Source organism: Adlercreutzia equolifaciens DSM 19450 (assembly GCF_000478885.1).
Taxonomy (GTDB): domain Bacteria; phylum Actinomycetota; class Coriobacteriia; order Coriobacteriales; family Eggerthellaceae; genus Adlercreutzia; species Adlercreutzia equolifaciens.
In genome coordinates this window covers 566,344-593,145 of record NC_022567.1, presented here as the reverse complement: position 1 = coordinate 593,145, position 26,802 = coordinate 566,344, and the positions used below count along the sequence as shown (strand labels likewise).

21 protein-coding genes, 1 pseudogene and 1 riboswitch are annotated in these 26,802 nt (G+C 64.4%); of the genes and pseudogenes, 10 read left to right on the top strand and 12 right to left on the bottom strand.

Features of this window, described 5'->3' with window-relative positions:
• Nucleotides 1–183: 183 nt before the first annotated feature.
• Nucleotides 184–1,293 carry a cation diffusion facilitator family transporter gene (locus AEQU_RS02085; RefSeq protein WP_022739270.1) on the top strand — a complete coding sequence of 370 codons (1,110 nt, stop codon included), beginning with the start codon at nucleotides 184–186 and terminating at the stop codon, nucleotides 1,291–1,293.
• A 25-nt stretch (nucleotides 1,294–1,318) separates the two neighbouring features.
• A complete protein-coding gene (locus AEQU_RS02080; RefSeq protein ID WP_022739269.1) occupies nucleotides 1,319–2,299 on the top strand; it encodes a helix-turn-helix transcriptional regulator in 981 nt (326 codons plus the stop codon).
• Between the two features lie 6 nt (nucleotides 2,300–2,305).
• On the opposite strand, the gene AEQU_RS02075 is transcribed toward AEQU_RS02080, so the two are convergent.
• A complete protein-coding gene (locus AEQU_RS02075) occupies nucleotides 2,306–3,961 on the bottom strand; it encodes a PAS domain-containing hybrid sensor histidine kinase/response regulator (RefSeq protein WP_022739268.1) in 1,656 nt (551 codons plus the stop codon).
• Between the two features lie 120 nt (nucleotides 3,962–4,081).
• Nucleotides 4,082–5,014, bottom strand: a complete 933-nt coding sequence (gene cysK / locus AEQU_RS02070; RefSeq protein ID WP_022739267.1) for a cysteine synthase A — start codon at nucleotides 5,012–5,014, stop codon at nucleotides 4,082–4,084.
• Nucleotides 5,015–5,411: 397 nt separating this feature from the next.
• Between cysK and AEQU_RS02065 the strand changes: the two genes are divergently transcribed.
• On the top strand, nucleotides 5,412–6,338 hold the full coding sequence (locus tag AEQU_RS02065; RefSeq protein ID WP_022739266.1) for a LysR family transcriptional regulator: 927 nt from the start codon (nucleotides 5,412–5,414) through the stop codon (nucleotides 6,336–6,338).
• A 51-nt stretch (nucleotides 6,339–6,389) separates the two neighbouring features.
• On the opposite strand, the gene AEQU_RS02060 is transcribed toward AEQU_RS02065, so the two are convergent.
• Nucleotides 6,390–7,628 (bottom strand): MnmA/TRMU family protein, encoded by a 1,239-nt coding sequence (locus tag AEQU_RS02060; RefSeq protein WP_197536800.1) that lies wholly within the window; start codon nucleotides 7,626–7,628, stop codon nucleotides 6,390–6,392.
• Between the two features lie 109 nt (nucleotides 7,629–7,737).
• Nucleotides 7,738–7,874, top strand: a riboswitch (TPP riboswitch).
• 78 nt (nucleotides 7,875–7,952) lie between these two features.
• Here AEQU_RS02060 and thiM point away from each other — a divergent pair.
• The 3 genes from thiM to AEQU_RS02045 all read left to right on the top strand — a co-directional run bounded on the left by thiM (nucleotide 7,953) and on the right by AEQU_RS02045 (nucleotide 10,125).
• On the top strand, nucleotides 7,953–8,837 hold the full coding sequence (gene thiM / locus AEQU_RS02055; RefSeq protein WP_022739264.1) for a hydroxyethylthiazole kinase: 885 nt from the start codon (nucleotides 7,953–7,955) through the stop codon (nucleotides 8,835–8,837).
• Nucleotides 8,838–8,861: 24 nt separating this feature from the next.
• Complete coding sequence (locus AEQU_RS02050; protein ID WP_022739263.1) at nucleotides 8,862–9,161, top strand: MTH1187 family thiamine-binding protein; 300 nt, start codon at nucleotides 8,862–8,864, stop codon at nucleotides 9,159–9,161.
• A gap of 103 nt (nucleotides 9,162–9,264) precedes the next feature.
• On the top strand, nucleotides 9,265–10,125 hold the full coding sequence (locus AEQU_RS02045; protein ID WP_022739262.1) for an ATP-binding protein: 861 nt from the start codon (nucleotides 9,265–9,267) through the stop codon (nucleotides 10,123–10,125).
• Here the strand turns inward: AEQU_RS02045 and AEQU_RS12735 are convergent.
• On the bottom strand, nucleotides 10,122–12,020 hold the full coding sequence (locus AEQU_RS12735) for an aminotransferase-like domain-containing protein (protein ID WP_197536799.1): 1,899 nt from the start codon (nucleotides 12,018–12,020) through the stop codon (nucleotides 10,122–10,124). The two genes, AEQU_RS02045 and AEQU_RS12735, sit on opposite strands and share 4 nt — an antisense overlap.
• A gap of 262 nt (nucleotides 12,021–12,282) precedes the next feature.
• On the opposite strand from AEQU_RS12735, the gene pdxS reads away from it, so the two are divergent.
• Both pdxS and pdxT read left to right on the top strand, forming a co-directional pair.
• Nucleotides 12,283–13,161, top strand: coding sequence for a pyridoxal 5'-phosphate synthase lyase subunit PdxS (gene pdxS, locus AEQU_RS02035; protein WP_041714841.1), 879 nt, complete (start codon nucleotides 12,283–12,285; stop codon nucleotides 13,159–13,161).
• A 5-nt stretch (nucleotides 13,162–13,166) separates the two neighbouring features.
• A complete protein-coding gene (pdxT, locus tag AEQU_RS02030) occupies nucleotides 13,167–13,718 on the top strand; it encodes a pyridoxal 5'-phosphate synthase glutaminase subunit PdxT (protein WP_022739259.1) in 552 nt (183 codons plus the stop codon).
• Here pdxT and AEQU_RS02025 read toward each other — a convergent pair.
• Nucleotides 13,712–15,349 (bottom strand): ATP-binding protein, encoded by a 1,638-nt coding sequence (locus tag AEQU_RS02025; protein WP_022739258.1) that lies wholly within the window; start codon nucleotides 15,347–15,349, stop codon nucleotides 13,712–13,714. The two genes, pdxT and AEQU_RS02025, sit on opposite strands and share 7 nt — an antisense overlap.
• 167 nt (nucleotides 15,350–15,516) lie before the next feature.
• Entirely contained in the window at nucleotides 15,517–16,005 is a 489-nt protein-coding gene (locus AEQU_RS12730; RefSeq protein WP_244874831.1) for a very short patch repair endonuclease, read from the bottom strand.
• 273 nt (nucleotides 16,006–16,278) lie between these two features.
• Here AEQU_RS12730 and AEQU_RS11670 point away from each other — a divergent pair.
• Nucleotides 16,279–17,290: pseudogene (locus tag AEQU_RS11670) on the top strand (M15 family metallopeptidase); the annotation flags it as partial.
• Between the two features lie 246 nt (nucleotides 17,291–17,536).
• Here the strand turns inward: AEQU_RS11670 and nrfD are convergent.
• From nrfD to AEQU_RS01995, 4 genes are read right to left on the bottom strand one after another with little or no spacing between them, the layout of a single operon-like run.
• Entirely contained in the window at nucleotides 17,537–18,436 is a 900-nt protein-coding gene (gene nrfD, locus AEQU_RS02010) for an NrfD/PsrC family molybdoenzyme membrane anchor subunit (protein ID WP_022739255.1), read from the bottom strand.
• A 5-nt stretch (nucleotides 18,437–18,441) separates the two neighbouring features.
• The gene (locus AEQU_RS02005) at nucleotides 18,442–18,984 is read right to left on the bottom strand and encodes a 4Fe-4S dicluster domain-containing protein (protein WP_041714836.1); all 543 of its coding nucleotides are present in this window, start codon (nucleotides 18,982–18,984) and stop codon (nucleotides 18,442–18,444) included.
• The gene (locus AEQU_RS02000) at nucleotides 18,984–21,188 is read right to left on the bottom strand and encodes a molybdopterin-containing oxidoreductase family protein (RefSeq protein ID WP_041714341.1); all 2,205 of its coding nucleotides are present in this window, start codon (nucleotides 21,186–21,188) and stop codon (nucleotides 18,984–18,986) included. Before AEQU_RS02000 ends, AEQU_RS02005 begins: the two co-directional genes overlap by 1 nt.
• Nucleotides 21,189–21,209: 21 nt before the next feature.
• On the bottom strand, nucleotides 21,210–21,953 hold the full coding sequence (locus AEQU_RS01995) for a 4Fe-4S dicluster domain-containing protein (protein WP_022739252.1): 744 nt from the start codon (nucleotides 21,951–21,953) through the stop codon (nucleotides 21,210–21,212).
• Nucleotides 21,954–22,255: 302 nt separating this feature from the next.
• Here AEQU_RS01995 and AEQU_RS01990 point away from each other — a divergent pair, with 302 nt between their 5' ends.
• Nucleotides 22,256–24,415: an aldehyde ferredoxin oxidoreductase gene (locus AEQU_RS01990; RefSeq protein ID WP_022739251.1), complete on the top strand. Its 2,160-nt coding sequence runs from the start codon at nucleotides 22,256–22,258 to the stop codon at nucleotides 24,413–24,415.
• A gap of 455 nt (nucleotides 24,416–24,870) precedes the next feature.
• Here AEQU_RS01990 and AEQU_RS11665 read toward each other — a convergent pair whose 3' ends face one another.
• Nucleotides 24,871–25,998, bottom strand: a complete 1,128-nt coding sequence (locus AEQU_RS11665) for a hypothetical protein (RefSeq protein WP_022739249.1) — start codon at nucleotides 25,996–25,998, stop codon at nucleotides 24,871–24,873.
• A gap of 2 nt (nucleotides 25,999–26,000) precedes the next feature.
• On the bottom strand, nucleotides 26,001–26,600 hold the full coding sequence (locus tag AEQU_RS01980; RefSeq protein WP_022739248.1) for an iron-sulfur cluster assembly scaffold protein: 600 nt from the start codon (nucleotides 26,598–26,600) through the stop codon (nucleotides 26,001–26,003).
• Nucleotides 26,601–26,802 lie beyond the last annotated feature (202 nt).

The following is a 26,802-nucleotide window of genomic DNA, read 5'->3' as shown; positions in this document are numbered from 1 at the left end:
CTGAGTAAGATAGTTGCCGAACTGCTTCGGAAAGGCAACGGGGCGGGGACTTAGCCGGCCGGGAGGAGGCCTATAATCGAATTGCGGGACGAAAGCGCGCCCAAGCGCGCCCGCAATCTGTGCGCCACGAGACGCGCCGCCGAAGCAGCGAGCAGGACAGCAACATCATCAGGGGTGAGAGTCATGAACCGCGAGAGGGAAATCGTCAAGGCGAGCATCTACGGCATTATCGGCAATGCGCTGCTCGTCGCCTTCAAGATGGCCGTCGGGTTCATGTCCCATTCCATCGCCATCATCTTGGACGGCGTCAACAACGCCACCGACGCCTTGTCCTCCATCGTCACCATCGTGGGCACCAAGCTCGCCGGGCGCCGGCCCGACCGCCACCACCCCTTCGGCTACGGTCGCGTGGAATACCTCACGAGCGTCGTCATCGCCATCATTATCCTGGTGGCCGGCTTCATCTCCCTGCGCGAGTCCATCGACAAGATCATCCACCCCGGCACCCCCAGCTACTCGGCCATCACCATCACCGTCATCGTGGTGGCCATCCTCGCGAAGATCGCCATCGGCATCATGTTCAAGCGCTTCGGCGACAAAACGAACTCCGAGGCCCTCATCGCCTCGGGCATCGATTCCAACTATGACGCAGTGCTGTCGGCCGGCACGCTCGTGGTAGCGGCGGCCCAGAACTTCTGGAACCTGAACATCGACGGCGCCGTGGGCCTCATCATCTCGCTCGTGGTGCTGAAAGCCGGCTTCGAAGTGCTCGGCGACGCGCTCTCCCCGCTCATCGGCGGCCCCGAGGACAAAAAGCTCGTCGACGACATCACTGCCTACGCCAACAGTTTCCCCGACGTGCGCGGCACCTACGACGTGGTGCTGGACAACTTCGGCCCCAACGAGATTTTGGGCTCGGTGCACATCGAAGTGCCCGACGATATGTGCGCCCGCGACATCCACGCCCTCACCCGCCAGATCAGCGAAGGGCTCACCGAGAAGTTCGGCATCCTCACCACCGTGGGCATCTACGCCGCCAACACGACCGGTGCGTTCGCCCCTCTGCATGCCGACCTCGACGCCCTCGCGAAAAGCGACCCGGCGATCCTGCAGGTGCACGGCTTCTACGTGGACGAGAAAACCTCGACCGTCTACTTCGATTTGGTCATAGGCTTTAAGGCCGACGACGACGCCATCCGCGACAAAATAATCGCCCATCTGAAGGAAAAATATCCCGATTACACCTACAATGTCGTCATCGACCACGATTACGAAGACGATCAGCCAACGTAGGCGATCATGGGGAAAGGGGCGCACGATGGCGGGCGAGAGCCAGAAACTGAAGCTGCTCAACCTCGCCAAGATGCTCTACGAGCGCACCGACGAGAGCCACGGCCTCACCTGCCCCGAAATCATCGCCGGGCTGGCCGAGGCGGGCATCGAGGCCGAGCGCAAATCGGTGTACCGCGACTTAGACGCCCTTCGCGACTTCGGTCTCGACATCGCGAAGCTTCCCACGTACCCGGTCAGCTACGCCCTCGTCTCGCGCACCTTCACCGCCGCCGAGCTCATGCTGCTCACCGACGCCGTGCAGTCCTCGCGCTTTCTCACGGTTCGCATGGCCCATCGCCTCACCGAAGGCCTGGCGTCTCTGGGCTCCTGCCACCAGGCCGCCGCGCTTTCCAAGAACGTGCACGTGGAAGGCCGCATCAAGATGCAGAACGAATCGGTGTTCCACCACGTGGACACCTTGCACGAGGCCATCCGCCGCCACCGGCAGGTGGCCTTCCGCTACGTGAAGCACGACGTGAACAAGCGCCCACAGCCCCAAGGGGGCGGCCGCATCTACTGTGAGACGCCGGTGTGCCTCATTTACTCCGAGGGCTGCTACTACCTCATCGCCTACAACGAGAAGCACGACTCCTTCCCCAGCTACCGCCTCGACCGCATGCAGGGGCTGCGCATCACCGACGAGGCGGCCGTGCGCAACGAGCGCATCGCCACCTTCGATGCGGCGGCCTACACTTCTCGCACGTTCTCCATGTTCGGCGGCGAGACGACGCCGGCGACGCTGCTGGTGGAGGAATCGGTCATGAGCGCCATTATCGACCGCTTCGGCAAGGACGTGGAAAGCGCGCCGGTGGATGCGACCCATGCCCGCGTGCACGTCACCGTGGCCGCCAGCCCCGTGTTCTTCGGCTGGCTCGCCCAGTTCGGCACCGCCGTGCGCCTAGAGGCCCCCAGTGCCCTGGCCCGCCAGTACGCTGACTACCTGAGAGACATCGCCGACAGCTATTAGATCCTTTTAGTGAACGACCTTCTCGATGAGGGACTGAAGACGGTGAACGTCAAGCGGCTTGGGAAGGTGCGCGTCCATGCCGCATTCCAGCGAGCGCTTGCGGTCCTCGGAAAACGCGTTGGCGCTCACGGCGATGATGGGCAGCGATGCGCGCAGCGGGTCGGGCAGCGCGCGGATGGCGCGGGTGGCGGCATAGCCGTCCATGACCGGCATCTGAATGTCCATGAGCACCAAGTCGTAGGCGCACGCATCGGCATCTTCGATCATCCCCACGGCCACCTCGCCGTTTTCCGCCGTGTCCACCGCATAGCCCGCGTCGTCCAGAAGACAGCAGGCGATCTCGCGGTTGAGCTCGTTGTCCTCCACGAGCAGAATGCGGTGCACCGGGCCCCGCCCGCGGCTCGGACGCGGCACCTCGGCGGCCACGTCGGCGGGAGCCTGGCGGAAGGTGATGTCCACGGTGAAAGTGGAGCCCTCCCCCGGCGCGCTTTCCACGGCGAGCTCGCCTTCCATAAGATCGAGCACGTTGCGCACGATGGTGAGCCCGAGTCCCGTGCCCTGAACGCCCGAAGCCGTGGTGTTGCTCTCCCGTTCGAAGGGCATGCACATGCGCTCCATGAACGCGGGCTCCATCCCTACGCCCTTATCGGCCACGACGAAGCGGAAGCTGGCAAAGCCCTGGGGCGCGCCGGCGTTCTCGGCCACGCTGATGCGCACGGTGCTGCCAGCCGGCGAGTACTTGATGGCGTTGTCCACCAGCTGGGTGAGCACGTGGGACAGGCGCACGGCATCCACGAGCACGCGATCGTGGGCCAGAGGCTCAATGTCGCAGGCCAGGGTGACGTCGGCGCGGTCCGCCAGATCCACCATGTCCATGCGCGCCTGCAGAACCAGCTCGGAAAGCGAGCATTCCGCCTCGGCCAGCTGCACATGGCCCGCTTCCATGCGGCTGATCTCCAGCGTCTCGTTCACCACGTCGAGCAGCTGCTCGGAAGCGGCCAGCACTTTGTCGCTGTAGGCGCGCACCCGCTCGGCCTCGCCGCCATGGGCCGAGATGAGCGACGCGTAGCCCACCACGGCGTTCAGCGGCGTGCGGATGTCGTGGGACATGTTCGAGAGGAACGTGTTTTTCGCCACGTTGGCGGCCTCGGCCTCGGAAAGGGCGTTGCGCAGCATGGTACGGTGCTCGAGCTCGCGGGCATAGGCCTCGCGCAGCTGGGCGTTCACCGCCTCCAGCTCGTCGGCCCGCTCGCGCAGCTTGTCCGTGGCGTCGTTGATGAACACGTAGAAGAACTCGCCCGCGTCCAACGTGACGTGATGGCCGTAGTCCTCTATCCAACGCACCGAGCCGTCGCGGCGGATGATGCGGTACTCCACGTAGTCCATGGAGTACCGGTCGGCCTGAATCTGACGGCTGATGGAGTGTTCCACGGCCTCGATGTCCTCGGGGTGCACCATGCCGGGGAAGGTGCCGCCCGTCAGCGCGACGAACTGCTCCTCGTCAGCGCAGCCGAAGATGCGCAGGCAGGCCTCGTTGACGTAGACCACCGCCTCGTCGCCATCGGCATGGTAGACGAAAAAGCCGCCTGGCATATGAGCGAGAACGTCGCCGATGTCGAGCTGGGCTAAAGCGGGGAATATGGAGGGCGCCGAGGTTGCCATGTGCTGCTTTCTTCTGTCGGTCGAAAAGGTGCTTTCCGTATGCTACCACGGCCGTTGCCCAGCGCCCTCGAAGCTGTCGATGAGCCCACGAATTTGTAACGAAAGAGAAACGTGGAAGGCTTACGAGAAATCGAACATGGCGGTGGAAAGGTAGCGCTCGCCCGTGTCGGGCAGGATGACGACGATGTTCTTGCCCGCGTTTTCAGGCCGGCGCGCCAACTTCGCCGCCGCCGCCACCGCCGCGCCCGAGGAGATGCCCACGAGCAGTCCGTCATGGGCAGCCAGCTCGCGCCCGGCCTCGAAGGCCTCCTCGTCTTCGATGGCGATGACCTCGTCGTAGATAGCGGTGTCCAGCGTCTCGGGCACGAACCCGGCGCCGATGCCCTGAATCTTGTGGGCGCCGGCGCGGCCCTCGGAGAGCACCGGGGATCCGGCCGGTTCCACGGCCACCACCTGGATGGCCGGGTTCTGCGCCTTCAGATAGGCCCCGGTGCCCGAAAGCGTGCCGCCGGTGCCCACGCCGGCCACGAGAATGTCCACCGCGCCATCGGTGTCCTCCCAGATCTCCGGGCCGGTGGTGCGCTCGTGCACGGCCGGATTCGCCGGGTTGGAGAACTGCGAGGGAATGAACGAGTTCGGAATCTCCGCCGCCAGCCGCTCGGCCTCCTCGATGGCGCCCTTCATGCCCTTGGCGCCTTCGGTGAGCACCAGTTCCGCCCCAAAGGCGCGCATGAGGTTGCGCCGCTCCACGGACATGGTCTCGGGCATGACGATGATGATGCGGTTGCCCCGCACGGCGGCGATGGCAGAAAGGCCGATGCCGGTATTGCCGGAGGTAGGCTCGATGATGACCGTCTCGTCATCGAGGACCCCGGCCTCCACGGCGGCGTCGATCATCGATTGGGCGGCGCGGTCCTTCACCGAGCCGGTGGGGTTGAACGACTCCACCTTCCCGATGAGCGTGGCGGGCAGCTCGTGGGCGCGCTCGTAGTTGGTCAGCTCCACCAACGGCGTATGCCCGATCAGCTCGGTGACGTTCTTGTGGATGGTCATGGCAGGTCCTTTCTGGTTGAAACGCACCGCGGGGCGGGAGCGCGGGGAATTCTGATTCGCTCAGACAGTCCTCGCTGGTATCGAAGGCGCAGCGGGCATTACGTCTCCCCGCATCACCGCGCCTTCAATACCATCTGCGGAACTCGCTCGGTCAGAACACCCCGCGCTCCCTCAGCGCTCTCCCTTGGTCGAATTGGTGCGCTCGTAACGGGTGTTGCCCCCATCCTACTGGTTGCCTCCGCTTCGTCAACGCCCCGCGCCATAGCGGTTTCCGATGGCGACGCGGCCGAGAAAACCGTCGCGAACCGCCAAGTTCCCCCTTCCATCGCCGCTCGGCGGCCGTATAATACCTAGCAGTTCCCTAGACTTGAATTCCAACCCGCCATAGGAGCTTCCCATGACCCTGCAGCAACTTCGCTACCTCATCGCCATCGCGAACCACGGCTCCATCTCCGCGGCGGCGCACACGCTGTACGTGTCCCAGTCGAGCCTGTCGGTGGCTGTGCGCGACATCGAGCGCGAGACCGGCGTCACCATCTTCGAGCGTTCCAACCGCGGCATCACGCTCACGAGCGACGGCATCGAGCTATTGGGTTACGCGCGCCAAGTGGTGGAGCAGGCCGATCTCATGGAGCAGCGCTACTCCGGCCGCGGCGGCGAGGCGGCGCAGCGCCTGTCCATCACCTCCCAACATTACGCCTTCGTGGTGGAGGCGTTCCTGGAACTGGCCGAGGAGTACGAGGGTGCCGGCTACAACTTCAGCCTGCGCGAGACCCGCACCTCCGAGGTCATCGAGGACGTGCGCGACTTCCGCAGCGATCTGGGCGTGCTGTACCTCTCCACGTTCAACGAGAGCGTCATCGGGCACGCCCTTTCCGACGCGAACCTCTCCTTCAACCTGCTGTTCACCGCCCAGCCCCACGTGTTCGTGAGCGACAAGCACCCCCTAGCCTCGCGCACCGAGGTGACCGTAGAGGATTTGGAGGACTACCCCCGCTACGCCTTCGAACAGGGCGCGAACAACTCGTTCTTCTATTCCGAGGAACCCTTGGCCGAGCTGCCGCACAAGAAGTGCATCTCCGTGAGCGACCGCGGGACCTTGTCGAACTTGCTCGCCCATCATGACGGCTACACCATCTCCACCGGCGTGCTCTCCAGCGAGATGTACACCGGCATCGCCAGCGTGCCCCTGCAGACCAAGGAGCTCATGCGCGTGGGCTACATCGTTCACAACGAGCGGCAGCTCTCCCCCCTTGCCGCCAGCTACATCGAGAAGCTGAGCCTGTTCGTAGAAGGCTACCAAATCGGCCTCGCCGGGCTGTAGGCCGAAGCAGCGCGGGCAGCATCCCCCTGCCTCTGTTCCCTTCCGGGCGGCCTAGAAGGTCCTCGCGATGGTGCCGCCGCCGAGGACGACGTCGCCTTCGTAGAGGACGGCGGCCTGGCCGGGGGCGGCGGCGCGTTGAGGTTCTTCGAAGGTGACCGTCAGCTCGTCGGGGCCGGTCTGCTCGGCTGTTGCCAGCACCGGTCGCTGGCGGTAGTGAGTCTTCACCTGCACCTTGCGCGGGCCTTCCAAAACGCCTCCGCTGATGAGATTCACATCGCAAGCCACCACTCCTGAGCTGAGCAGTTCGTCTTTGAAGCCGACGACGAGCCGGTTGGCGGACGCGTCCTTCCCCAGCACGTACAGCGGCTCGCGAGCCGCCACGCCGATGCCCTTGCGCTGTCCAATGGTGTAGCGGATGAGCCCCGCATGCTCCCCGAGAACGCGCCCTCCCCGATTCACGATCTCCCCCGGCTCGAAAGCGGTTGCAACCGAAGCAGCAACCGAACCCGACCCCGTAGGGGCGGACCTTGGTCCGCCCTCGGCCGCAACCGCCAAGGGCACGCACGGGGCCTCTCCCTCGCAGCAACGTGTCCGGCACCAGCCTTCGATGAACCCCGCGTAGTCGCCGTCGGGGACGAAGCAGATGTCCTGGCTCTCGGGCTTCTCCGCCGTGACGAAGCCGTGGGCGCGGGCCAGCTCGCGCACCTCGTCTTTGGTCAGCTCGCCTAAGGGGAACAGCATGTGGGCCAGCGTATCCTGGGCAAGATGGTACAGCACGTAGCTCTGGTCCTTGGCCGGGTCGCTCGCCCGCAGAAGCTGCCAGCGCCCGGTCGCCTCGTCCCAACGGCGCCGTGCGTAGTGCCCCGTGGCCACGTAATCGAGTCCCATCTCGCGCCGGCGCTTTTGCAGCGCCTCGAACTTCAGGAACCGGTTGCAGTCGATGCAGGGGTTGGGCGTGCGCCCCTCGAGATAGGCATCGCAGAAGGGGCGCACCACCGCCGCATCGAAACGATCGCGCAGATCGAAGGCATCGTGGGGAATGTCGAGACGCCGGCACACCGCCCGCGCATCTTCCACATCGCGCGTCGACCCACACGTCGACCCCTCGCCTTCCCCGGCGGCGCCTAAAACCTCCCCGCCGCGCAGCACCATCGTCGCGCCGCGCACGTCGTAGCCCGCCTGCTGCAAGAGCAACGCGCACACGGAGCTATCGACACCCCCCGACATCGCCGCCATCACGCTGGCCGCCTCGGGCGTCGCGGCCGTTCCTCTGTCATTTCCGAAAGTCATGAGGCGCATCATAGCACAGCGCGCCCCCGCCCGCTTTCCCTCTTTTCCCTGCCTTTCAAGCAGCAGGCGAAACAGCGCTATCCGAGCGCGGTGGCAAACGTGCTAAGCTGAAAGCATGCAGGGGTACCGCCCCGGCGAAGCGAGCCGAAAGCCTATGGCAGCCTCGTCGATGCGGTTGAGAGGGCACTGCCCAACCCTTCGAACCTGTCAGCTAACACTGTCGTAGGGAGCATGCTCACCAAGCACAAGGGGCGCTTCCTGCGGGGAGCGTCTTTTTTTGGCGCAACTCGCAGCCAGCTCTCCGGCTTCCGGAAAGGAATCGTCGTGATCGAACCTTCCACCAATCCCACCGTCCGCACCGAGGCGGAACTTCGGGCGCTCATGGCCCGTGCCGTGCACGAGGTGCGCGAGACGAACCCGCTGGCGCCTTCCATCACCAACACCGTGACCCAGAACTTCGTCGCCAACGCCCAGCTGGCCGTCGGCGGCTCGGCGGCCATGGTGTATTTGCCCGACGAGGGCGAATGCGTCGCAGCCCTGGGAGGGGCCGTGTACATTAACCTGGGTACCCTGCTGCCCGTCTACGAGCAAACGGTTCCCGCCACGGCGCGGGCCTGCGCGGCGGCGGGCAAGCCCTGGGTGCTCGACCCGGTGGGCATCGGCATCGGCAGCCTGCGCACCCAGCTCATCGAGGCCGCGCGCGAGAATCCCCCCGCTATCCTGCGCGGTAACGCCTCGGAGATCATCGCCGTGGCCGAGCTGTGGGGACTCGGGAACGACGCGGCCGAAGACGCTTCCGGCGACGGTCCCCGCGGAGTGGACAGTACCGACTCTGTGGACGCCGCCGAGCGCGCCGCCGTGGCGTGCGCCCGCTTCACGGGAGGGGCCGTGGCCGTCTCCGGCACTACCGACCTTGTCACCGACGGCGCCCAGGTGGCGCGCCTTTCCGGCGGATCGCCCCTCATGACCTGCATCACCGGCTCCGGCTGCTCGCTGGGGGGCGTGTGCGCGGTCTACGCCTGCGTGGCCGATCCCTTCGTGGCGGCGCTCGCCGCAACGGCCGCCTACAACCTGGCCGGCCTGCGCGCTGCCGAAACCTGCAACGGCTCCGGCAGCTTCCAAGTCGCCTTCCTCGACGCCCTCTACAACCTCACCGCCGAGGAAGTGGCCGAAGCGCCCCTGGAACTCACCAGCACATCAGCCGCGTAAGCCGAGAAACAAAAGGAGCTTCCCATGAACACCCTTATTGCCGTTGCCATCGCCCCCTTCGGCGTGGGAGACGAGCTGGCCCCCTATGTGGCGGAGGCCATTCGCGTCATCCGCGACTCCGGGCTGCCCTACCGCACTACCTCTATGTTCACCGAGATCGAGGGCGAGTGGGACGAGGTCATGGCCGTCGTGCGCGACGCCACCATGCGCCTCGCCGATCAGGGCATCCGCACCGAGGTAATCCTGAAGGCCGACATCCGCCCGGGGCACAGCGACACCCTGCACACCAAAGTCGAGAAGGTGGAGGCACTGCTGACCGAGTAGGGGTTCGTCCACAACTTTCCATCATCTGCATGGAGGCCCTTGCGCTTTCGCGTTGGCCCGCTATGATGCTGCCCGAAATACGACACGAAGCGAAAGAGGTTCCATGCTCCGCAAGATTATTCACATCGACGAGGACAAGTGCACCGGCTGCGGCCTGTGCGTCGACGCATGCCACGAGGGCGCCATCGCCATGGTCGACGGCAAGGCGCGCCTGGTGCGCGACGACTATTGCGACGGGCTGGGCGACTGCCTGCCGGCCTGCCCCACCGACGCCATCTCCTTCGTCGAGCGGGAAGCCGCTCCCTACGACGAGGCTGCCGTGGCGGCACACCTGGCCGCCCGCAACGGCGGCGCGACGGCTGGCAGCGTTCCGGCCGCGGCCGAGCACCGCAGCGGCTGTCCCGGCTCGGCCGCCCGCACCCTCATCGACGACGCTCCGAAGCCGGCGCCGTCGCCTGCGCACCAGGGCGGATGCCCCGGTTCCCGCAGCCGCTCCCTGAACGGCGCCTCGGCACCGGCCCCCACGCCGGCCGGCCGCGCCGCCGCTCCGGCCGCTGCCGGCGCCACCGACGCGCTTTCCGCCGTGGCCGCCGCCCTGCCGAACCGCCTGGCCCAGTGGCCGTGCCAGATCAAGCTCGTACCGGTGCAGGCCCCCTACTACCAGGGCCGCGGGCTGCTTATCGCCGCCGACTGCACCGCGTTTGCCTGCGCCAGCTTCCACGAGCGCTTCATGAGCGGCAACGTCACCATCATCGGCTGCCCCAAGCTGGACGAGGGCTCCTACACCGACAAGCTCGCCGCCATCATCGCCGCCAACGACATCACCTCGGTCACCGTCGCCCGCATGGAGGTGCCCTGCTGCTGCGGCCTCGAGCGCGCCGCCGCCGAGGCCTGCGCCCAATCGGGCAAGGACATCCCCTTCGAAGTGGTCACCTTCGCCGTCAACGGCGACGTCATCGGCTAGACACGGGCGCCCAGCTCGACCATAACCGCCTCCGAGACGATCCCGGCTACCTCCGGGATCGTCTCTTCTTCCAAGGAAGAGAAGCTCATCACGAAGGCGGGACGGCGCCGACCCCTCCCCTCGCTGCACCCAGACCGCACCTCGTCGCATACCCTTCGGGCACCCTCGACTTCGCGAGCCTCGCACCGGCAGCCTACCGTTTCGTTCGAGCTGCGCCCAGGAGCTCCCGCCTCGCAACCCGTGAACCGATAACGGCCCAAAGGCGCCAGGCGCACGCCCCGAATCGCAGCGCGCCGGGCCACGCGCTCCTCGAAAGTCGCACTATCTCTCTCGTCTCCTTCGACACCCCTAACCTCCATGAGAAAGTGCAGCCCGGCACCCGCATTGGCAAAGTGCAAATGATCGCCGGCCGAAGACGCCGCTAGTGCGTCAATCAGCGCGCTCAGCCGCCGCCGGTAACGCGTCCGCTGGCGATTGACATGGCGCTCGTAGTCCCCCGACTCCATGAACCGCGCCAACGTCAGCTGCTCCAATGCACCCACCGTGCAGGCGTAAAAGCCAAGTCGGTCGCGGAACCGTTCGGCCAGCGCCTCGGGCAGCACCATGTAGCCAATGCGGAAAGCACCCCCGAGCGTCTTCGAGAACGTGTTCGCGTAAATGACCCGCCCAGCCCCATCGAGGGCCGCGAGTGGAGGTACGGGACGCCCCGCCATGCGGAACTCGCAGTCGAAGTCATCTTCGATGAGGTAGCGCGACCGGGCACTGGAAGCTTTCACGCTCCGACCGCGAATCTCCCTAGCCGCTGCACCGTCCTCGGGCGCGGCAACCCCACTCTGGGCCCATTCCAACAACGAGCGCCGGCGCGACACCGGCACCGTGATACCGGTGGGAAACTGGTGCGACGGCGTGCAGTGCAGCACGTCGATGCGGGCGCGCTCAAGCGCCTCCAAGACCGGCCCTTCCCCATCGAGAGCGATCGGCCGCACCGCCACGTCGTTCGACTCGTAGATGCGCGTAAGCCGCGGATAGCCGGGGTCTTCCACGCCGTACGCCAGATTACGACCGAGCAGCTGCACGAGCAGGCCATAAAGCGACTGGGCACCGGAACCGATCACGATCTGGTCGGGATGCACCTCCATGCCGCGAAAGCCCCGCAGATGCGCTGCGATGGCCGCCCGCAACCGAGGCGATCCCTGAGGCCCCGACGCCTCCAGCACCGTGCGCTCGCTCTCGTCGGCCAACACGCGCCGCAGCGTCCGTGCCCACGCCGCGTAGGGAAACACCCCTTCCGGCGCCGTCGCCCCCGTGAAATCGGCGAGCCATTTGCGTCCGGCGCCATTCTGGCCGCACCAAGATGCCCCGCATTCGGCCCTGTCATCCCCGATGCACGCGTTGCTCCGGATTTTCGTCGCATTCCCGCAGAGGCTCGCTTCGCCCTGGAACCCCCCACACGCCCCCGAAACATCCCCTTTGCCACAAGCTATACAAAAGGACTCGTCTTTTGTGGCAAGTTTTTCGAGGGTTTCGACGTCATCGTTTCCCGAAACCCCCATTTTGGCTACGCCGAGCGCGCTTTTGCCCTCGAAATCGGCTTTGGAAGGCGATTTCACGGTTTCACGCGTCGAAACCCTCGAAAAACTTGCCAAATTCGGGCCGATTTCCTGCACATAGAAGCCGCTGCGGGGCACGGCGCGCACATAGCCCTCGGCCACCAGCTGGTCTAAGGCCCCCTCTACGGTGACGACGCTCACTCCCAAATGCTTCGCGAACGCCCGCTTGGAAGGGAGACGCGCGCCGGCCGAAAGAGCACCCGACTCGATGTCGGCTCGAAGCGCCCGGTAAAGCTGCTCGTACAGGCTCGTCTCCCCTCCGCGATTTAGCACATACGTGAGCATCGCTTTCCCTTCCTCCTCCTGCAGCACGCTTTGAACGAGCTGCTCCTTTACGACCACCTGGTCTTCTGCCAGATCGCCAGCTCGTCGGCTCTTTGCGAAACCGAGGCCACTTCCAACTGACCTTATTAAAACTTCCCAAATTGAATATAACACTAAGCTCAGTTATCCCTTACCCTTCCGCTCATATCTTTTGCAAAAGGAAGGAGTCCTCGTGACCGAAACCGCCCCCGCCGCTAACCAGGCCGGCAACCCCGCTACTCCCATCACCTCTGCTGAGCGCGTAGCCCTCAACCGCCAGCTCGCCCAAATGCTGAAAGGCGGCGTCATCATGGACGTCACCACCCCCGAGCAGGCCCGCATCGCCGAGGCCGCCGGAGCCGCGGCCGTTATGGCGCTCGAGCGCATCCCCGCCGACATCCGCGCGGCCGGCGGCGTGTCCCGCATGAGCGACCCGGCCATGATCGAGGGCATCCAGGCGGCCGTTTCCGTCCCCGTCATGGCGAAATGCCGCATCGGGCACTTCGCCGAAGCGCAGATCCTCCAGGCCATCGACATCGACTACATCGACGAATCCGAAGTGCTCTCGCCGGCCGACGACACCTACCACATCGACAAGACCGTCTTCGCCGTCCCCTTCGTCTGCGGCGCCCGCGACCTCGGCGAGGCCCTGCGCCGCATTGCCGAGGGCGCCACGATGATCCGCACCAAGGGCGAGCCGGGCACCGGCGACGTCGTGCAGGCCGTGCGCCACATGCGCCGGATGAACGCTGAAATCCGCCGCATCCAGAACCTGCGCGACGATGAGCTGTTCGAAGCGGCGAAGGAGCTGCAAGTGCCGGTGGAGCTGCTGCGCGAGGTGCACGAGGCCGGCAAGCTGCCCGTCGTGAACTTTGCCGCCGGCGGCATCGCCACCCCGGCCGACGCGGCCCTTATGATGCAGCTGGGCGCCGAGGGCGTCTTCGTGGGCAGCGGTATCTTCAAGTCGGGCGACCCGGCCCGACGCGCCGAGGCCATCGTAAAGGCCACCACGAACTTCAACGATCCTGAGATGCTCGCCGCCTTGTCCGAAGACCTCGGCGAGGCCATGGTGGGCATCAACGAGCAGGAGATCCAGATCATCATGGAAGAGCGGGGGCAGTAGAACCCATGTCCCCAACCATCGCCGTTCTCGCCCTGCAAGGCGCTTTCATCGAGCACGAGCAGCGCCTGCAATCCCTCGGCTGCACCACCATCGAGCTGCGCCAGGCCGCCGACCTCGCCCGTCCCTTCGACGGCCTGGTGCTCCCCGGCGGCGAGTCCACCGTACAGGCGAAGCTGCTGCATGACCTGGGAATGTTCGAACCGCTGCGCCAACGCATCGCCGAGGGCCTCCCCGCCCTCGGCACCTGCGCCGGCCTCATCCTGCTCGCCGACCATTTCCGCACCCTGCCCGTCACCGTGCGCCGCAACGCCTACGGCCGCCAACTCGGCAGCTTCCACGCCGAGGGTCGCTGGGAAGATGAAGCAGTTCCTCTCACCTTTATTCGCGCCCCGCGCATCGAAGCCCTCGGTTCTGACGTCGAGCTCCTCGTCACCCTGGACGACGCACCGGTGGCCGTGCGCTACCGCAACCAGATTGCCGCCGCCTTCCACCCCGAACTCGACGACGACAACCGCCTCTACGAAGCGTTCCTCGCGCCTTTGAAGCGCGCCTACTGAACCAACCGATAGACGGCGCCCGGGCCGCGCGACGGCCCCAGCCGTTCCACAAGAGACTTGTCCATCAGCCGATTGAGCGCGCGGCTAATCGTCGCCTTCGACTTGCCCAACGCGTCCATAAGAATCCGCGAGCTCACCGGTGCGGGCGCCTCTTCCAAGAAGTCGACGATGTCGCACTCCACCGTACCCGGCGCCAGCACATGAATGGTATGGAAGCGACCTGTTTCGTCTGACCACTCCGTGACGGATCGCACGATCTTCCCGCCCGCAGCGCCCTCAGGCAGCCGAACACCACCGCGGCCGCCACCCCCCGCGCGGCCGCCGAACCCGAACCCGAACCGCCCTGCCTCCGCGCCAGCGCCGGCCTTGTACAGCGCCACCTCGAAAGCGGTGATGTGGTCAATGGCTACCGGTTCCGGCATATTCGCCTCGCGCAAGCTGGCCCGAATCTGGAAGTAACCCGTGCCCTTGTTCTCCACCACACTGCCCACCTCGGCAAACCCCTCGGCATAGGGGGTGGCGCGCAGGATGTTGGCCAGTGCCTGGTTGCGCGGGAAGGAAACGCCAAGCTCGCCCAAACGGTCGACCGTCATAGCCCGGCACAAACCACCTGGACTCAATATCTCAATGCGGTCGCCGTACATAGTCACCTGAACCTGGGAGGCGCACCCGTCCGGCGAGTAATCGCGGTGCATGAGCGCGTTGGCCACCGCCTCGCGCACGGCCGTCTCGGGATACTCGAGTCTATCGATGCGAAACGCCCCCTCCACCTTCGACGAGACGCGCACGTTGCGTCGCAGCGCCACCATCAGCTCCGATATCATCACAGGGATGGGCCCGACGATCTCGCGAGAATCGAGAAAACGCAGCCCTTCGACGCTCACATCGGCCTTCGACGTCCCCGGGATCACCGTAAACGAAAGGCAGGCCCGCGGGAAATAACGCTGTGGAAAGCGCCCGAGCGCCATAAGTCCCGCCAATGTGGGTCGCACGATCCCCTCCCCGTCACGAGCCGTCACGCAGAGCGCCTCAAGCAGCTCCTCGTCGCTCATGCCCTTGAACGCGCGCGGCGAATCGGCACGCTGCCGGCGAATGAACCCCTCCAGAAGTTCGTCGTCAAAATCTCCCGCTGAAGCCCCTTCGACCACCTCGCGATCGTAGTGCGGCGGCCGACGCCCCTCCAGCAGGCGGTCCACCTCGTAGGGGCTCAGCCTCCGATCACCATCCCCCACACGCACATAGGAGCCGTCATGCATTGCGCACGACTTGACGAAGCAGGGCTTAAGCTCGGGCGGCAGTTCGGGCACCGTGGCCACCACCACGGGCGACCCTTCGAATTCAACGATCTCCACCGACGCCCGCACGGGCGGTTTCATCTTCTCGCCGCACATCTGCGCCAACCCATCGGCCACAGCGCGCGCCTTAAAGCCCGGAACAGCCTGGAAGCCCGCGCGCTCCGCCAACCCCAGAACCACCACGCCGCCCGATGTGTTCGAAAACGCGCTCAGCGTCTCCGCCATACTTTTCGGAAGCCCCTGAGCGGCCGCTTTCACCTCTACCCGCTCCGTGTCGGTGCCAAGGCGTCGGGCAAGACCGATATAGTCCTCCAGATTGAAGTCGTACACACTCATAGCCCACCCCCGTAAATAGCTTCAAGAAGTCTCATTAGTATGAAACAACCTGAGACTATTTGCAACAGCGCTTGTATTTGTCGGTGCGCGCAAACCCAACATTGTGCAAGACCCCAGTTCAGAGAATTCAAATCACGATTTGATAAATCTGGATTTGAATAGCATACTCAGACCATCTCTTCTGCAGGAAACGCCTCGTCGTAGTCGGGGTCGTCCTCGCGGCGCACGAATTCGTATAGAAGGCGGCGCGTGGCGGGTAGCTCTTTCTTCTTTAGCTGGTGCTCCCACAGCACGAGCACCTTCCAGCCGGCCTCCTCTAATGCCGCCAGGTTCTGCTCGTCGCGCTCGACGTTGCGGGCGAACTTGGCCTCCCAGTAATCGAGGTTCTTCTTGGGCACCGACAGGCTGCACACGGGGCACCGATGCCAGAAGCACCCGCGAACCTCGATGGCCAGCTTGCGCCCCACGAACGCCACATCGGGCCGCCCAGGCGCCTTTTTCCAATCGCAGCGGTAGCCGGTAAAGCCCATCTCGCGCAGCATGCGGCGCACGAGCACCTCCGGCTTCGTGTCGCGCCTCTTGTTGCCCTGCATCGATTTATGCGTGGCCGCCGACACAACCCCGAAATCATAGCGGTTCGTCTTCGATAAGCGCACGCGAGATTCGGCATCCTCCTCGCCTTCCGCAGAGCCTCTGCTTGCGGTCTCCGCAGAGCCTTCGTCGGCAGCTTCCGTTGAGACTTCCTCCCTCGCCTCGATTGCGCGATCAGTCGCGACGTCGGAAGCATCGCCCGCATCGTTCTGCGCAATCGCCTCTTTCGTTTTCTCTATCGGCTTTTTCATGACCGCTATTATAGCGCCTGCACCTTCCCGCTTGCGGAACCCTGAACGCCCCGATTAAGAAAGCGTAAGGTGTGCGTCTTTTTCCCGATGCTGTCACGCGTCGTGCAACTCAAGCGCTACCATGGGAGCCCCCATCGTCCCGCCAGTCGCAACTGGCGCATTCCAGTGACGATCGCACGTCGCCGGAGCCGGCCGCCCCAAAAGCGAGCCGAGCCCCAAGCGACAACGCACCAGCCGAAGGCAAGCCAAACGAAGCACCAGACCCAGGAAGGAGGAGGCTCCATGTCGAATGCGCCATTCGCGCTCGACCGTCGAGAGTTCATCGCGCTCGCCGGCGGACTGGCCGCCGTGCTCGTCATCGGCGACGGCGCCTATTTCGCCTCCCGCAGGCCGGCCGCCCACGCCCAGCCCGTACCTTCCGAATCCGGCACCCTCACCCAGCCAGCGACGCCGCTTAATGGCGCAATCGCCTCATCCAACGCAGAGGCGACCTCAGCTGCCGCGGCCTCTCCCGAAACCGAGTCAGCGGCCGCAACCAATAGCGAAACGCCTCCGACGGCGCTCGAAGATCTCCCCTGGAACCTGCGCCTCGTGAACCGAGAGCACCCCCTCGACGCCGACTTCGAGCCCAACAACTTGGCCGAGCTGCCCGACGCAAGCTGGGTGGAGCCCCACGTCAACCACCGAGTGGACGCCCGCATCGTTGAAGACCTCGCGGCCATGCTCACGGCTGCCGAGGCCGCCGGCACACATCCCATCATCTGCTCCTCTTTCCGCACCTACGACTACCAGGAGAATCTCTTCGAAAACCGCATCGAGCGAGCCGAGCGCGAGGAGCATCTGGAAGGCACCGAAGCCGAGGAGGCTGCCGCGTTCTGGGTGGCACCTCCAGGTGCCAGCGAGCACCAGACCGGTCTCGCCGTCGACATCGTGGACGCTGACTATCTGGAACTGGACGAAGGCCAGGAAGAGACGGCCACCCAGCAATGGCTCATGATCCATTGCGCCGAATACGGCTTCATCCTGCGCTACCCCACGGACAAAAGCGCCACAACCGGCATCGGTTACGAGCCCTGGCACTACCGCTACGTCGGCAAGGAGGCCGCCTCCGCCATAACGCAAAGCGGCCTCTGCCTCGAAGAATGGCTCGTCGAAACGTACCACATCCAGGTCTAAAACCACCCCTCCCCCTTTCCGCAGCTGCACCCTCCCGCAGCTGCACCCTTCCGCAGCCGCCCTCTCCGAAACCTGCTCCCTTCAAGGCCGCGAAACAAAATTGCCGAGCCGTCCCACAAGAAAGGCGGCCCTAAGGCCGCCTTTTGCAAGGAGTGGGTATCGCAAGAACTTACAGCATCCAAGGCTGAATGATCGTGATCGGCACCGCCGCGCTCACGATGAGCAGACGCAGCATGAAGCCGCCGACGAGCACGCCCGCGTCCGATAGCGCGCTGATCATCTGGCCCGTGCGCGAGGTCTCGAACTCGTGCTTGGCCAGCCACAGCATCCAGCACTCCAGAATCGTCGGGAGCACCAGGCCCACGATGACGAACAAGAGCCAGAACGCGACGGCCCAATTGCCCGCCACCAGCGACATCACGCTCTCCCAGCCGGCGGGGCTGGGGTTGAACGCCGTGATGAACAGCAGCGCGGCAACCAGCACGAACTCGATGACGGGCAGCCAGAAGTGGAACTTCTTCATGACGACGACCTCGTTGAACTCGTCAGGCGCGTAGAACACGCCGACGAGCAGCACCGCGGCCATGCCGGTGGACACGGCGGACACGAGGAACAGAATCGGCAGAAGCGCGCTGTTCCACAGGGGGAATCCCTGGCACACGCCGAGCAGGCAGCCGGTGTAAATGGCGACGCACAGGCCCATGACGAGCCCCACGCAATCGAGCCACATCGGCACCTCGCGCTTCATCAAATCAAGCACCAGCACGATGAGCGCGACGACCACGAACACCGCCAGAAACACCACGCCCCAGGTCATTACCGATCCGAAGTTCGTAAGCAGAAGCGCGAAGCGCAGCGGATGGGCGAAGCCCGCGGCAGCGTCGAACATCAACAAGCACAGACCGATGATGACCACGATCGGCGCGATGAGGCGGCCGACGCGCATGAGGCGCTTACACTCCGGGTGGCGATAGCGAACGAACACTGCCGTTGCGAACGCACCGCCGCCCAAGCCGGCCAGGAAGAGGTACCACGCGATGATGGCGCCCCAAATGGGTTCGTAGATCATGTCAATCACCTCACGTAATAGATCTTGGCGCGGGTCAGATCACCGGCGATGGGGGCCGCACCCGTACGCGCGATTTCCTTGGAAATCTCGCTATCGGAATCGTCCAGATCCCCGAAGATGCGAGCACCGGTCAGGCAGGCATCGACGCACGAGCACATCTTCGTGCCGTTCTCATAGGAAGAAAGCGTGCAGAAGCGGCACTTGTCCACCTCGCCCGTCTTCGAATTGCGCGTACGCACCTGATAGGGGCAGGCGGCCATGCAGTACAGACAACCGATGCACCGGCCGTGATCCACTTCGACGATGCCGTCGGAGCCCATGTGCGCGGCTCCGGTGGGGCACACGCTCGCGCACGGCGCGTCCTCGCAGTGCATGCACTGCAGCGGGATGTGCTCCACGGTCACGTTGGGGTACTTGCCCACTTCGCGCTCCTCGAAGCGAATGAACGACTCGTCGGGGAGCAGGTCGTTTTGGCGCTGGCAGGCCGTGCGGCAGGCATAGCAGCCAATGCACTTCTTGGTATTGATGAGCATTCCGTAGCGTGCCATCATTCACCTACTTTCTGCACGGAAACCAACGTTTCCTGGGTCATGGCCGAGCCATAGGCCGGTTCCATGTGGAAGGGAACGAAGTCCATGAAGTTCAAGCCCACGCCGTAAGCCGTGTGCTGATCGGGGGATTTGCAGCCATAATGGGAGGGCATGTAGATGGCCGTCGGGTTGATGCGCTCGGTCACCTTCACCTTGATGGGGCCCTCGGCTATCGTGTTCGACAGAATGACCTCGTCGCCGTCCGCGATGCCCAAGCGTTCGGCCACCTCGGCGTTGATCCAGATGCGGTCGAGGCCGTAGGACTTCGTGATGTCCATCAAAGGCTCGCAGTTGGCGGTCTGCGTATGCGTGTGGATGGCCTGCTTGCCGCCGATGAGGCGGAACTCGCCGACGGTCTCGTTCGGCATCACCTGGGGCTCGACCCACACCGGGCATGCGGACAGCCCAGCCGCCGCGCACGCCTCGCTCGTAAACTGGATCTTGCCCGTCGGGGTCTTCCACTCGGGAACCTTGCCGTAGGCATAGGCCTTCTCGGGGAACGAGATCGTGCCGACCTGGCGCAGCTCATCGAGGCTCGTGCCCACGCTGCGCAGCTGCGCGTCGGCCAGCTCGTCAACGGTGAACGGGAAGTACTGCCCCACGCCGCACGCCTCGGCCAGCTGGGTGAAGATCACATCGGCCGGACGCGTGTTGGGGTGAATCACCTCGAGCACCTGATCGCGCAGGGAAACGACCGGCACGCGTCCGCCCACGAACTCGGGCAGCTCGCGACGCTCCAGGTAGCTGCACTCGGGCAGCACGTAGTCGGCCAGCATCGCGGTTTCCGACATCTGCACGTCGACGACGACCATCAGATCGAGGTTCGCGAAGTCCTCTGCCAGCTGGGCGGGGTTGGAATAGCCGGCCGCCATGTTCGAGTTGTAGAAGAACAGGCCCTTGACCTTGCCCTCCTTCGCCATCTCGGCGACGTAGAGGTTGGTGCCCATGGAAGAGAGCGCCAGCGGGTACTCCTCGGCGCCCCACATCTTCGCCTCGACCTTCGGCACCTCGGGGAACTTCGCCGGATCGAGATCGCCTGTCTTCACGCTGGGGAGGAACAGCGCCCCGCCGGGCTGGTTCCAGCAGCCCAGAAGTGTGTTGAACAAGCAGAGAGCGCGCGCCGTCTCGCCCGAGTTCGCGTACGAGCACCCGAAGGCACCGCGCCAGCTCGGCTCGATGGAGGCCGCGGGGGCCGCCTCGGCGAACTCGAGCGCCAGCCGCTCGATGTCGGCAGCGGGAATGCCCGTGACGCCCTCGGCCCATTCCGGCGTGTAGCCCGCGATGGCGCTCGCCCACTCGTCGAATCCGACACTGTTGGCCGCCACGTACTCGGCATCGTAGAGATCGCGATTAATAAGCACGTTGGACATGGCCAAGATGAGCGCCAGGTCGGTGCCGGGGTTGATGGGCACCCACTCGTCGGCGAAGGCGATGCTGTTGTTCAGGCGCGGATCCACCAGCACGATGTGCGCGCCGTTCTCGTGCGCCTGCTGCAGCGCGGCCACCGAGCTGGGCCGGATGGCGTCGGCATAGCTGCGGCCGATGAACATCGTCATCTTCGAGTTGGCCACATCCGATTCGAAGTTGGCCGCCCCGATGGCCTGCGTGAACCCGGACTCCTTGGAGAGGTTGCAGGCGGCGCCGTGCGTGTACACGTTGGGGCTGCCGAGCGCGTTCATGAAGCGCTTCGTGTAGTACTTGCCCGACGGGCGCGGATCCTGCACCATGGCAAGCGCCTCGGGGCCGTACTGCGCGATGATATCGTTCACCTTCTGGCCGATCTCGCTGAGCGCCTGATCCCATCCTATTACTTCGAATTCGCCGTTTTCGTTCTTCTTCATCGGGTCGGTGAGTCGATCGGGCGAATAGGCGATCTGGGAATAGCCGTACCCGCGCGCGCACAACTTGCCCTGAGCGTTCGGATGGGCCTCATCTCCGATGAGCTTCGTGAGCTCGCCGTCTACGACGTAGGCGTAATAACCGCACTTGCTCGAGCAGGAATTGCACAGCGAGTGCACCACTTCGGTTCGCTTATCCGTCTCGGCATCAGCATCGGCTTCGCCGCGAACCGACAAGCTCACAAGGCCCGCGCCGGCGGCCACGGCAGCCACCCCGGCGCTTCCAACTAAAAAGCTGCGCCGTGTTAAAGCGTGTCCTGACATAATGGTCCTTCTCTCTATCGTTTAAGCCTCGACGATGGTGGCCGTGGAAACCACGCCCTCGTCGATGGCCTTCTGGGCAATATCCTCCCAATCGATGAACTTGATGGCGCCGTTGGGGCACTGCTCGGCACAGCGGCCGCAGGAAATGCACTTGGTCGACGTGCCGGTCTGGGCGTTGATGTGGGGCATGTTCCACGGGCAGGCGGCAGAGCACATGCCGCAGCCGATGCACACGTCCTCGTCGACAACGCGAGCGCCGGTCTCCTCATCGGAGTGGATGGCGTGGACGGGGCAGTACTTGGCGCACTGCGGATCGGCGCACTGCTTGCAGGAGGCGACCGTGAACTGGCAGTTGCCGAAGATGCCGTCGTTGGTATCGACGCCGGAACCGAAATTGTAGTTGTCCCACACGCGCACGCGGGCGATGGACTGCTGGGTCGCGCCGTCGTTCTTCAGGGTGCACATCATCTCGCAGCGCTGGCAGCCGGAGCAGCGAGCGCGGTCGGTGACGATCATTTTCGTAGGAGTGGTACGCAGCTCAATGCGGCCCGAGGCGATGGAAGCGGTGGTCACGCCCCAGGAGGCGAGCACGCCGCCGACCACCAGGCCGGCAACACCACAACCGGTCATGGCGAGCACGGTGCGGCGGGTAAAGAAGGGCTGCTTCTTCTCGGAGGCCGGCGCAGAGCCGGGCTCGGTAGCGGACACCGGAGCCGCGGGCGGCTGCTCGGTGGCCACGGTTTCATTTTTCTGGGTGTCAGACATTTGAACTCCCCCTTGTAACTTCATGCTTGTCTCAGAGAGAACTCAAGATCGCGACGCCACGCAACAGAGGGCATCATAGTCATGAATGAAGAAGCTGTGTACCCTCTTTGAGGGGGATTACCGAACGTTTGATTTCTCCTCACCCGGCCGTAGAGGAGCCGTCATGTTTCCGTTGAAAAAGATCCCCTCATTGAGGGGAGGGGGGTAAAATTGCCCTCCCTTATACTTCTACGCGACGATTACTCCAGATCGACGACTGGTACCACGCAACATGAGTACACGAAGAGATTTGGAGCTTCATCATGGCTGATTCAAAATTGGATCCCAACAAGTCCTATGGCTGGACCGGTAAGATCCTCCGCGTCAACCTGACCGACAAAACCGTTTCCGTCTCGCCCACCGACCCTTATAAAGAGTATTTGGGCGGCATGGGAATAGCCAACAAGATCATGTACGACGAAGTGCCCGCCGGCACCGATCCGCTCTCCCCAGAGAACAAGATCGTGTTCGCCGTCGGCCCTCTGACCGCCACCGGTGTCCCCCTGGCGGGCCGCACCACCATCGCCTCTCTTTCCACCTATACCACCGATCATCAAGTTGTTGACGCCCACACCGGCGGCATGATCGGTGCGGCCATCAAGAAGGCCGGCTGGGATGCCATCGTCATCGAGGGCGCTTCCGACGAACCGGTTTACCTGAAGATCGACGATGACGACATTGAGATCAAGCCCGCCGATCAAGTGTGGGGCCAGGGCACCCGCGCCACCACCGAGGCGCTCTCGCGCAAGGAGGGCACCGACTTCTGCGTGGCCACCATCGGCCCTGCCGGCGAGAACCTGCTGCCCTACGCCTGCATCATCAATTCCCGCAACCATTCCGCCGGCGCTGGAGCCGCCGCCGTCATGGGCTCGAAGAAATTGAAGGCGCTCGTCGTGCGCGGTAGCCAGCCCATCTACGTGGCCGACCCGCAAGAGGTGGCCGACCTGTCCGACTACATGCTGCGCGAGATCGTCGGCTCCAACAACAACCACGTCGTACCTTCCACCCAGCAGGAGTGGGCCGAGTACTTCGACAAGGGCAGCCGCTGGACGGCCCAGAAGGGACTGACCTGGGCGCTGGCCGAAGGCGGCCCCATCGACACCGGCGAGCCGAAGCCCGGCGAGATCAACACCGTGGGCTACCGCTGCATGAAGGCCTTCAAAGACGAAGGCCCGGAGGCCGAGAAGTACACCATCAAGATGGACGGCTGCCACAGTTGCCCCATCCATTGCTACTCCGACTTGCGCGTGCCGGCCTCGGCGGCCAACGGCGGCTACGAGATCACGGGCAACACCTGCGTGCCGAACTTCCCGTTCACCAACTACATGATCAAGATTTTAGGCGACAACACTTCCGTTGAAGCCGGCAGTGAAGACGCCCTCATCTGGGATCAGGTATTCGGCTCCACCATGGACGATTTGGGCCTGTGGTGCAACTACGGGCAGATATACCGCGACATCGCCCACTGCTATGCTACGGGCCTGCTCCAGAAGGTGCTGCCCCCCGAGGAGTACGCGGAAATCAATTGGGAGGGCTTCAAGAATAACGACCCCTCCATGGTGCCGCCCCTTCTGGCGAAGATCGCCGCCAACGACTCGGAGATCGCCTACATCGGCCACGGCCCCATCGTCTGGACCGAGCGTTGGAACGATCCGGACTGGTGGAACACCCCCGCTTCCACGCTCATCAACGTGCGCGGCTGGCCGGTGCACCATGCCCATGAGTGCTTCGGACAGGTGGGCCTGCTCTATAACATGGTCTTCAACCGCGACGACATGATCCACTCTGCCGTGAACTTCCAGGGCTGCGGCTTGCCCTTCGAGCTTAAGCAGCAGATCGCGGCCGAAGTGTGGGGCGATGCGAGCGCCATCGATCCGGACAAGAACTACACCCCCATGAATGAGTATAAAGCGAACTTCGCCTGGTGGTCCATCGTCACCGACGTGCTGCACGACTCGCTCACGCTGTGCAACTGGGTATGGCCCATGACGATGAGCCCCACGAAGGCTCGCGACTATCGCGGCGATCTGGATCTGGAGGCCAAATTCATGAAGGCCGTCACCGGCGAAGACGTGACGACGGAAGACCTGTACAAGATGGGTGCGAAAATCACCACGCTACAGCGAGCCAACACCGCGCGCGGCATGGTGGGTGCCAACGGGCAAATGGGTACCAATGACTTCCGCAACGTGCACGACGTCGTTACCGAGTGGCCCTTCACCATGGATCCGGACATCGAGGTGTTCACCGAGGGCACCAACAAGATGGACAAAGAGGATTTCCAAACGGCCCTCACCATGATGTACGAATGCTTTGGCTGGGATCCCGAGCTGGGTTGCCCGACGGCCGAGTGCCTGGACTACTACGACATGCCCGACGTGAAGGAAGACCTCGCCGCCCTCGGCCTGCTTCCCGACGCCTAGGGAGATGCGCAGAGCGAAACCGATCTGCGCTGAAGGCTGATCCGTAGGGGGCGACCTCGGTCGCCCCTCCCAAGCGGCATCACCTCACCTGATAGCCTACCCCTTCTAACGCGAGCTCCGAAGGAGCTCCCCCTTCGTGAAAGGAGCCCCCGCAAACCGGTTGCGGGGGCTCCTTTTTGCACGCACCCGTAGCACGAGGCGTGTTTTTGCCATCAGAGAAGAGCGCCTACGACATTTTTGCCTCTCGGGCTGCGGGTCGTCTTCGCCCGAACAACAAGCCCGATGCCCTGAACAGGTATTTCTTGTTCTTTTGGAAAGTTAGTCGCCTAAAACACCGCAGCCCGACCCACAAAAATGTCCAACTCATCTGAAAAGCGCGACAAAAATACGGGTCGAGCTACGGTTTCGACAGCGCAGCTCACAGACTGAACCGCCGAGACTTGGGCAGGCAAGTCTTACACGTTGCGAATGCGCTCGACGGCGTCCCACTCAGCGAGGGCCTGGGCGCGGCGAGGGGTTAAATACGTCGTGGAATAGAAGTAGACGTCGCCGTTGGAAGCTTCCACGCGCTCGATGTCGTCGGCGCGACCTTGGGCGCGGGCCTCAGCAAAGGCCGCCTCCACCGCTTCGGCATTCATGCGAAACGGGTCGTTGGCCAAGTTCTCCCGCGCCATGGGGCGGGGGTAGACCGACGACTCCTCGCGCACGCATTCGATGAAGGTGGCCACGGGGTCATCCTCAGCGGCGAGGAACGCCCAGCGAGCGTAGGCGTCGGTCATGGCCGAATCGTCGTAGAGGTAGTAGCTCTCGGCACCCATGAGCAGGCGGATGTGCGCGAACTCGGGATGCGGGTCTTCCTCGGGAATCTGGTTGGAAGTCTCCTGGGGCGGGGCTGGCGGGTACCCTGATTCGCTCAAACAGTCCTCGCTCTGCGAAACAGCCCACTGGGCTGTTTCGTTCGCTGCGGAACTCGCTCGGTCAGGGCACCCGCCAGCCCCTTGGACGTCTTCTTCTGTCGCGGAGCTCGCCCGATCGACGCACTCAGCCTCTCCGCTCGGCTTCGCCTTCGCCGATCGCTCCGTCCCAACCTCTGCCGCATCCGCTGAGACGGCTTTGCGTTTGAAGGGGGATGCGCCCACGGGGCGGCCGTTGGAAGAGGAGAAGGCGGACTTCACGTGCTTGTTGGCGGCGCGGCGAGGAGCGGCTCCAGCATCGGGACCCTCCACATCGCCCGCATCGCGCGAGCCGTTGGGATCGCCGAATTCCATAAGCGCATCGTAGACGGCCATCTCCAAGTCTTCGGGCGTCATCGACGGGGGCACAAGGCCCGCAGCCTCCCATTCACAGGGGCACGACAGGCGGCTTGCTCGCGAGGCCGCGCGCGCCGCATCAAGCACCGCCGCGATGGCCTCCTCACGCGCCTGCTCGGGATCGAGGGCGTCATCTACGGCCTCACCATCGGCCGCCGCGCCCGCAGCGGCCAAGGCCTCGCCATGGGGCAGCGCGTCGGCAATGTCCTCGCCCGCCGCCTGGGCTTCCGCCAGCGCGATCACCGCCGCGCGGATCTCGTCTTCCTCGCGCACGGCTACTCACCGTCCATGGCCGCCACGAGCAGGTCGGTGCGCGTGTCGCGCAGCGAGCAATGCTCGCACATCAGACAAGCGACGCTGTAGGAGTCGCAGGGCACCGCCGCGTCCAGCTCGGCCAGACCGGCCCCCTCCCGCGCAAGGAAGTCGCCGATGAGCGCCCGCACCGCTTCCACGGAGAACGTCAGCGTGTTCGCCTTCCCGGCGGGAACGCCACCCACGGCCTCCCGCACATCCTCAATGGTGAGCGCCAGCGCCTCATCGAAGGTGCGCCCCTCGATCATCGAGCAGGTGGCACTCGCGCACCCCGTCATCGCCAGACACCCGCGCGTCTTGAAGCCGGCGGCCTCGATGACGCGCGTCTCGGGATTGATGCGTCCGAACAAGCGGAACGCCACCTCGCCGCGCTTCGATTTGCCGACCATTGCCTGAGCGTTCATCCCCTCGGGACGGCCGCCGTTGTGGTAGTCGGCCACAATGGCCAGAAGCTTATCCGAGTATCCGGCCACTTCGTCGTCCACTTCGGTTTGGTACACATCGGCCGTGCGCAGCAGCACTTTCTGCTTCGGCTCGTGGTATATGTCGCGACCCTCGCTCATGGGCTCCTCCTCTTCTTCGATTGTTCACTTGCAAGATTACCAGAACCCCCTCGTTGCCCCTCCCCTCTTTCAGGCGATGTCAGATTGCGGAAACGTAACGGCCCTCTCGGCAGATACGCCGCAGCCAAGATTCCCCGCGCACAAGCCCGAAAAAGAGCTATGATGGGGAATCGCGGGAAAGCCATGATGGAACACGCATCGG

Bases quoted from the DNA above. Each gene is read 5' to 3' on its own strand.
- AEQU_RS01980 (WP_022739248.1), bottom strand. From the start codon at position 26,600: ATGAGCGAGGGTCGCGACATATACCACGAGCCGAAGCAGAAAGTGCTG.
- AEQU_RS12735 (WP_197536799.1), bottom strand. From the start codon at position 12,020: ATGCTCACGTATGTGCTAAATCGCGGAGGGGAGACGAGCCTGTACGAG.
- AEQU_RS01990 (WP_022739251.1), top strand. From the start codon at position 22,256: ATGGCTGATTCAAAATTGGATCCCAACAAGTCCTATGGCTGGACCGGT.
- AEQU_RS02080 (WP_022739269.1), top strand. From the start codon at position 1,319: ATGGCGGGCGAGAGCCAGAAACTGAAGCTGCTCAACCTCGCCAAGATG.
- AEQU_RS01995 (WP_022739252.1), bottom strand. From the start codon at position 21,953: ATGTCTGACACCCAGAAAAATGAAACCGTGGCCACCGAGCAGCCGCCC.
- pdxT (WP_022739259.1), top strand. From the start codon at position 13,167: ATGTCCCCAACCATCGCCGTTCTCGCCCTGCAAGGCGCTTTCATCGAG.
- AEQU_RS02000 (WP_041714341.1), bottom strand. From the start codon at position 21,188: ATGTCAGGACACGCTTTAACACGGCGCAGCTTTTTAGTTGGAAGCGCC.
- AEQU_RS02045 (WP_022739262.1), top strand. From the start codon at position 9,265: ATGCTCCGCAAGATTATTCACATCGACGAGGACAAGTGCACCGGCTGC.
- nrfD (WP_022739255.1), bottom strand. From the start codon at position 18,436: ATGATCTACGAACCCATTTGGGGCGCCATCATCGCGTGGTACCTCTTC.
- AEQU_RS02025 (WP_022739258.1), bottom strand. From the start codon at position 15,349: ATGAGTGTGTACGACTTCAATCTGGAGGACTATATCGGTCTTGCCCGA.
- AEQU_RS02060 (WP_197536800.1), bottom strand. From the start codon at position 7,628: ATGACTTTCGGAAATGACAGAGGAACGGCCGCGACGCCCGAGGCGGCC.
- AEQU_RS02075 (WP_022739268.1), bottom strand. From the start codon at position 3,961: ATGGCAACCTCGGCGCCCTCCATATTCCCCGCTTTAGCCCAGCTCGAC.
- AEQU_RS02065 (WP_022739266.1), top strand. From the start codon at position 5,412: ATGACCCTGCAGCAACTTCGCTACCTCATCGCCATCGCGAACCACGGC.
- AEQU_RS02085 (WP_022739270.1), top strand. From the start codon at position 184: ATGAACCGCGAGAGGGAAATCGTCAAGGCGAGCATCTACGGCATTATC.
- AEQU_RS02050 (WP_022739263.1), top strand. From the start codon at position 8,862: ATGAACACCCTTATTGCCGTTGCCATCGCCCCCTTCGGCGTGGGAGAC.
- cysK (WP_022739267.1), bottom strand. From the start codon at position 5,014: ATGACCATCCACAAGAACGTCACCGAGCTGATCGGGCATACGCCGTTG.
- AEQU_RS02005 (WP_041714836.1), bottom strand. From the start codon at position 18,984: ATGGCACGCTACGGAATGCTCATCAATACCAAGAAGTGCATTGGCTGC.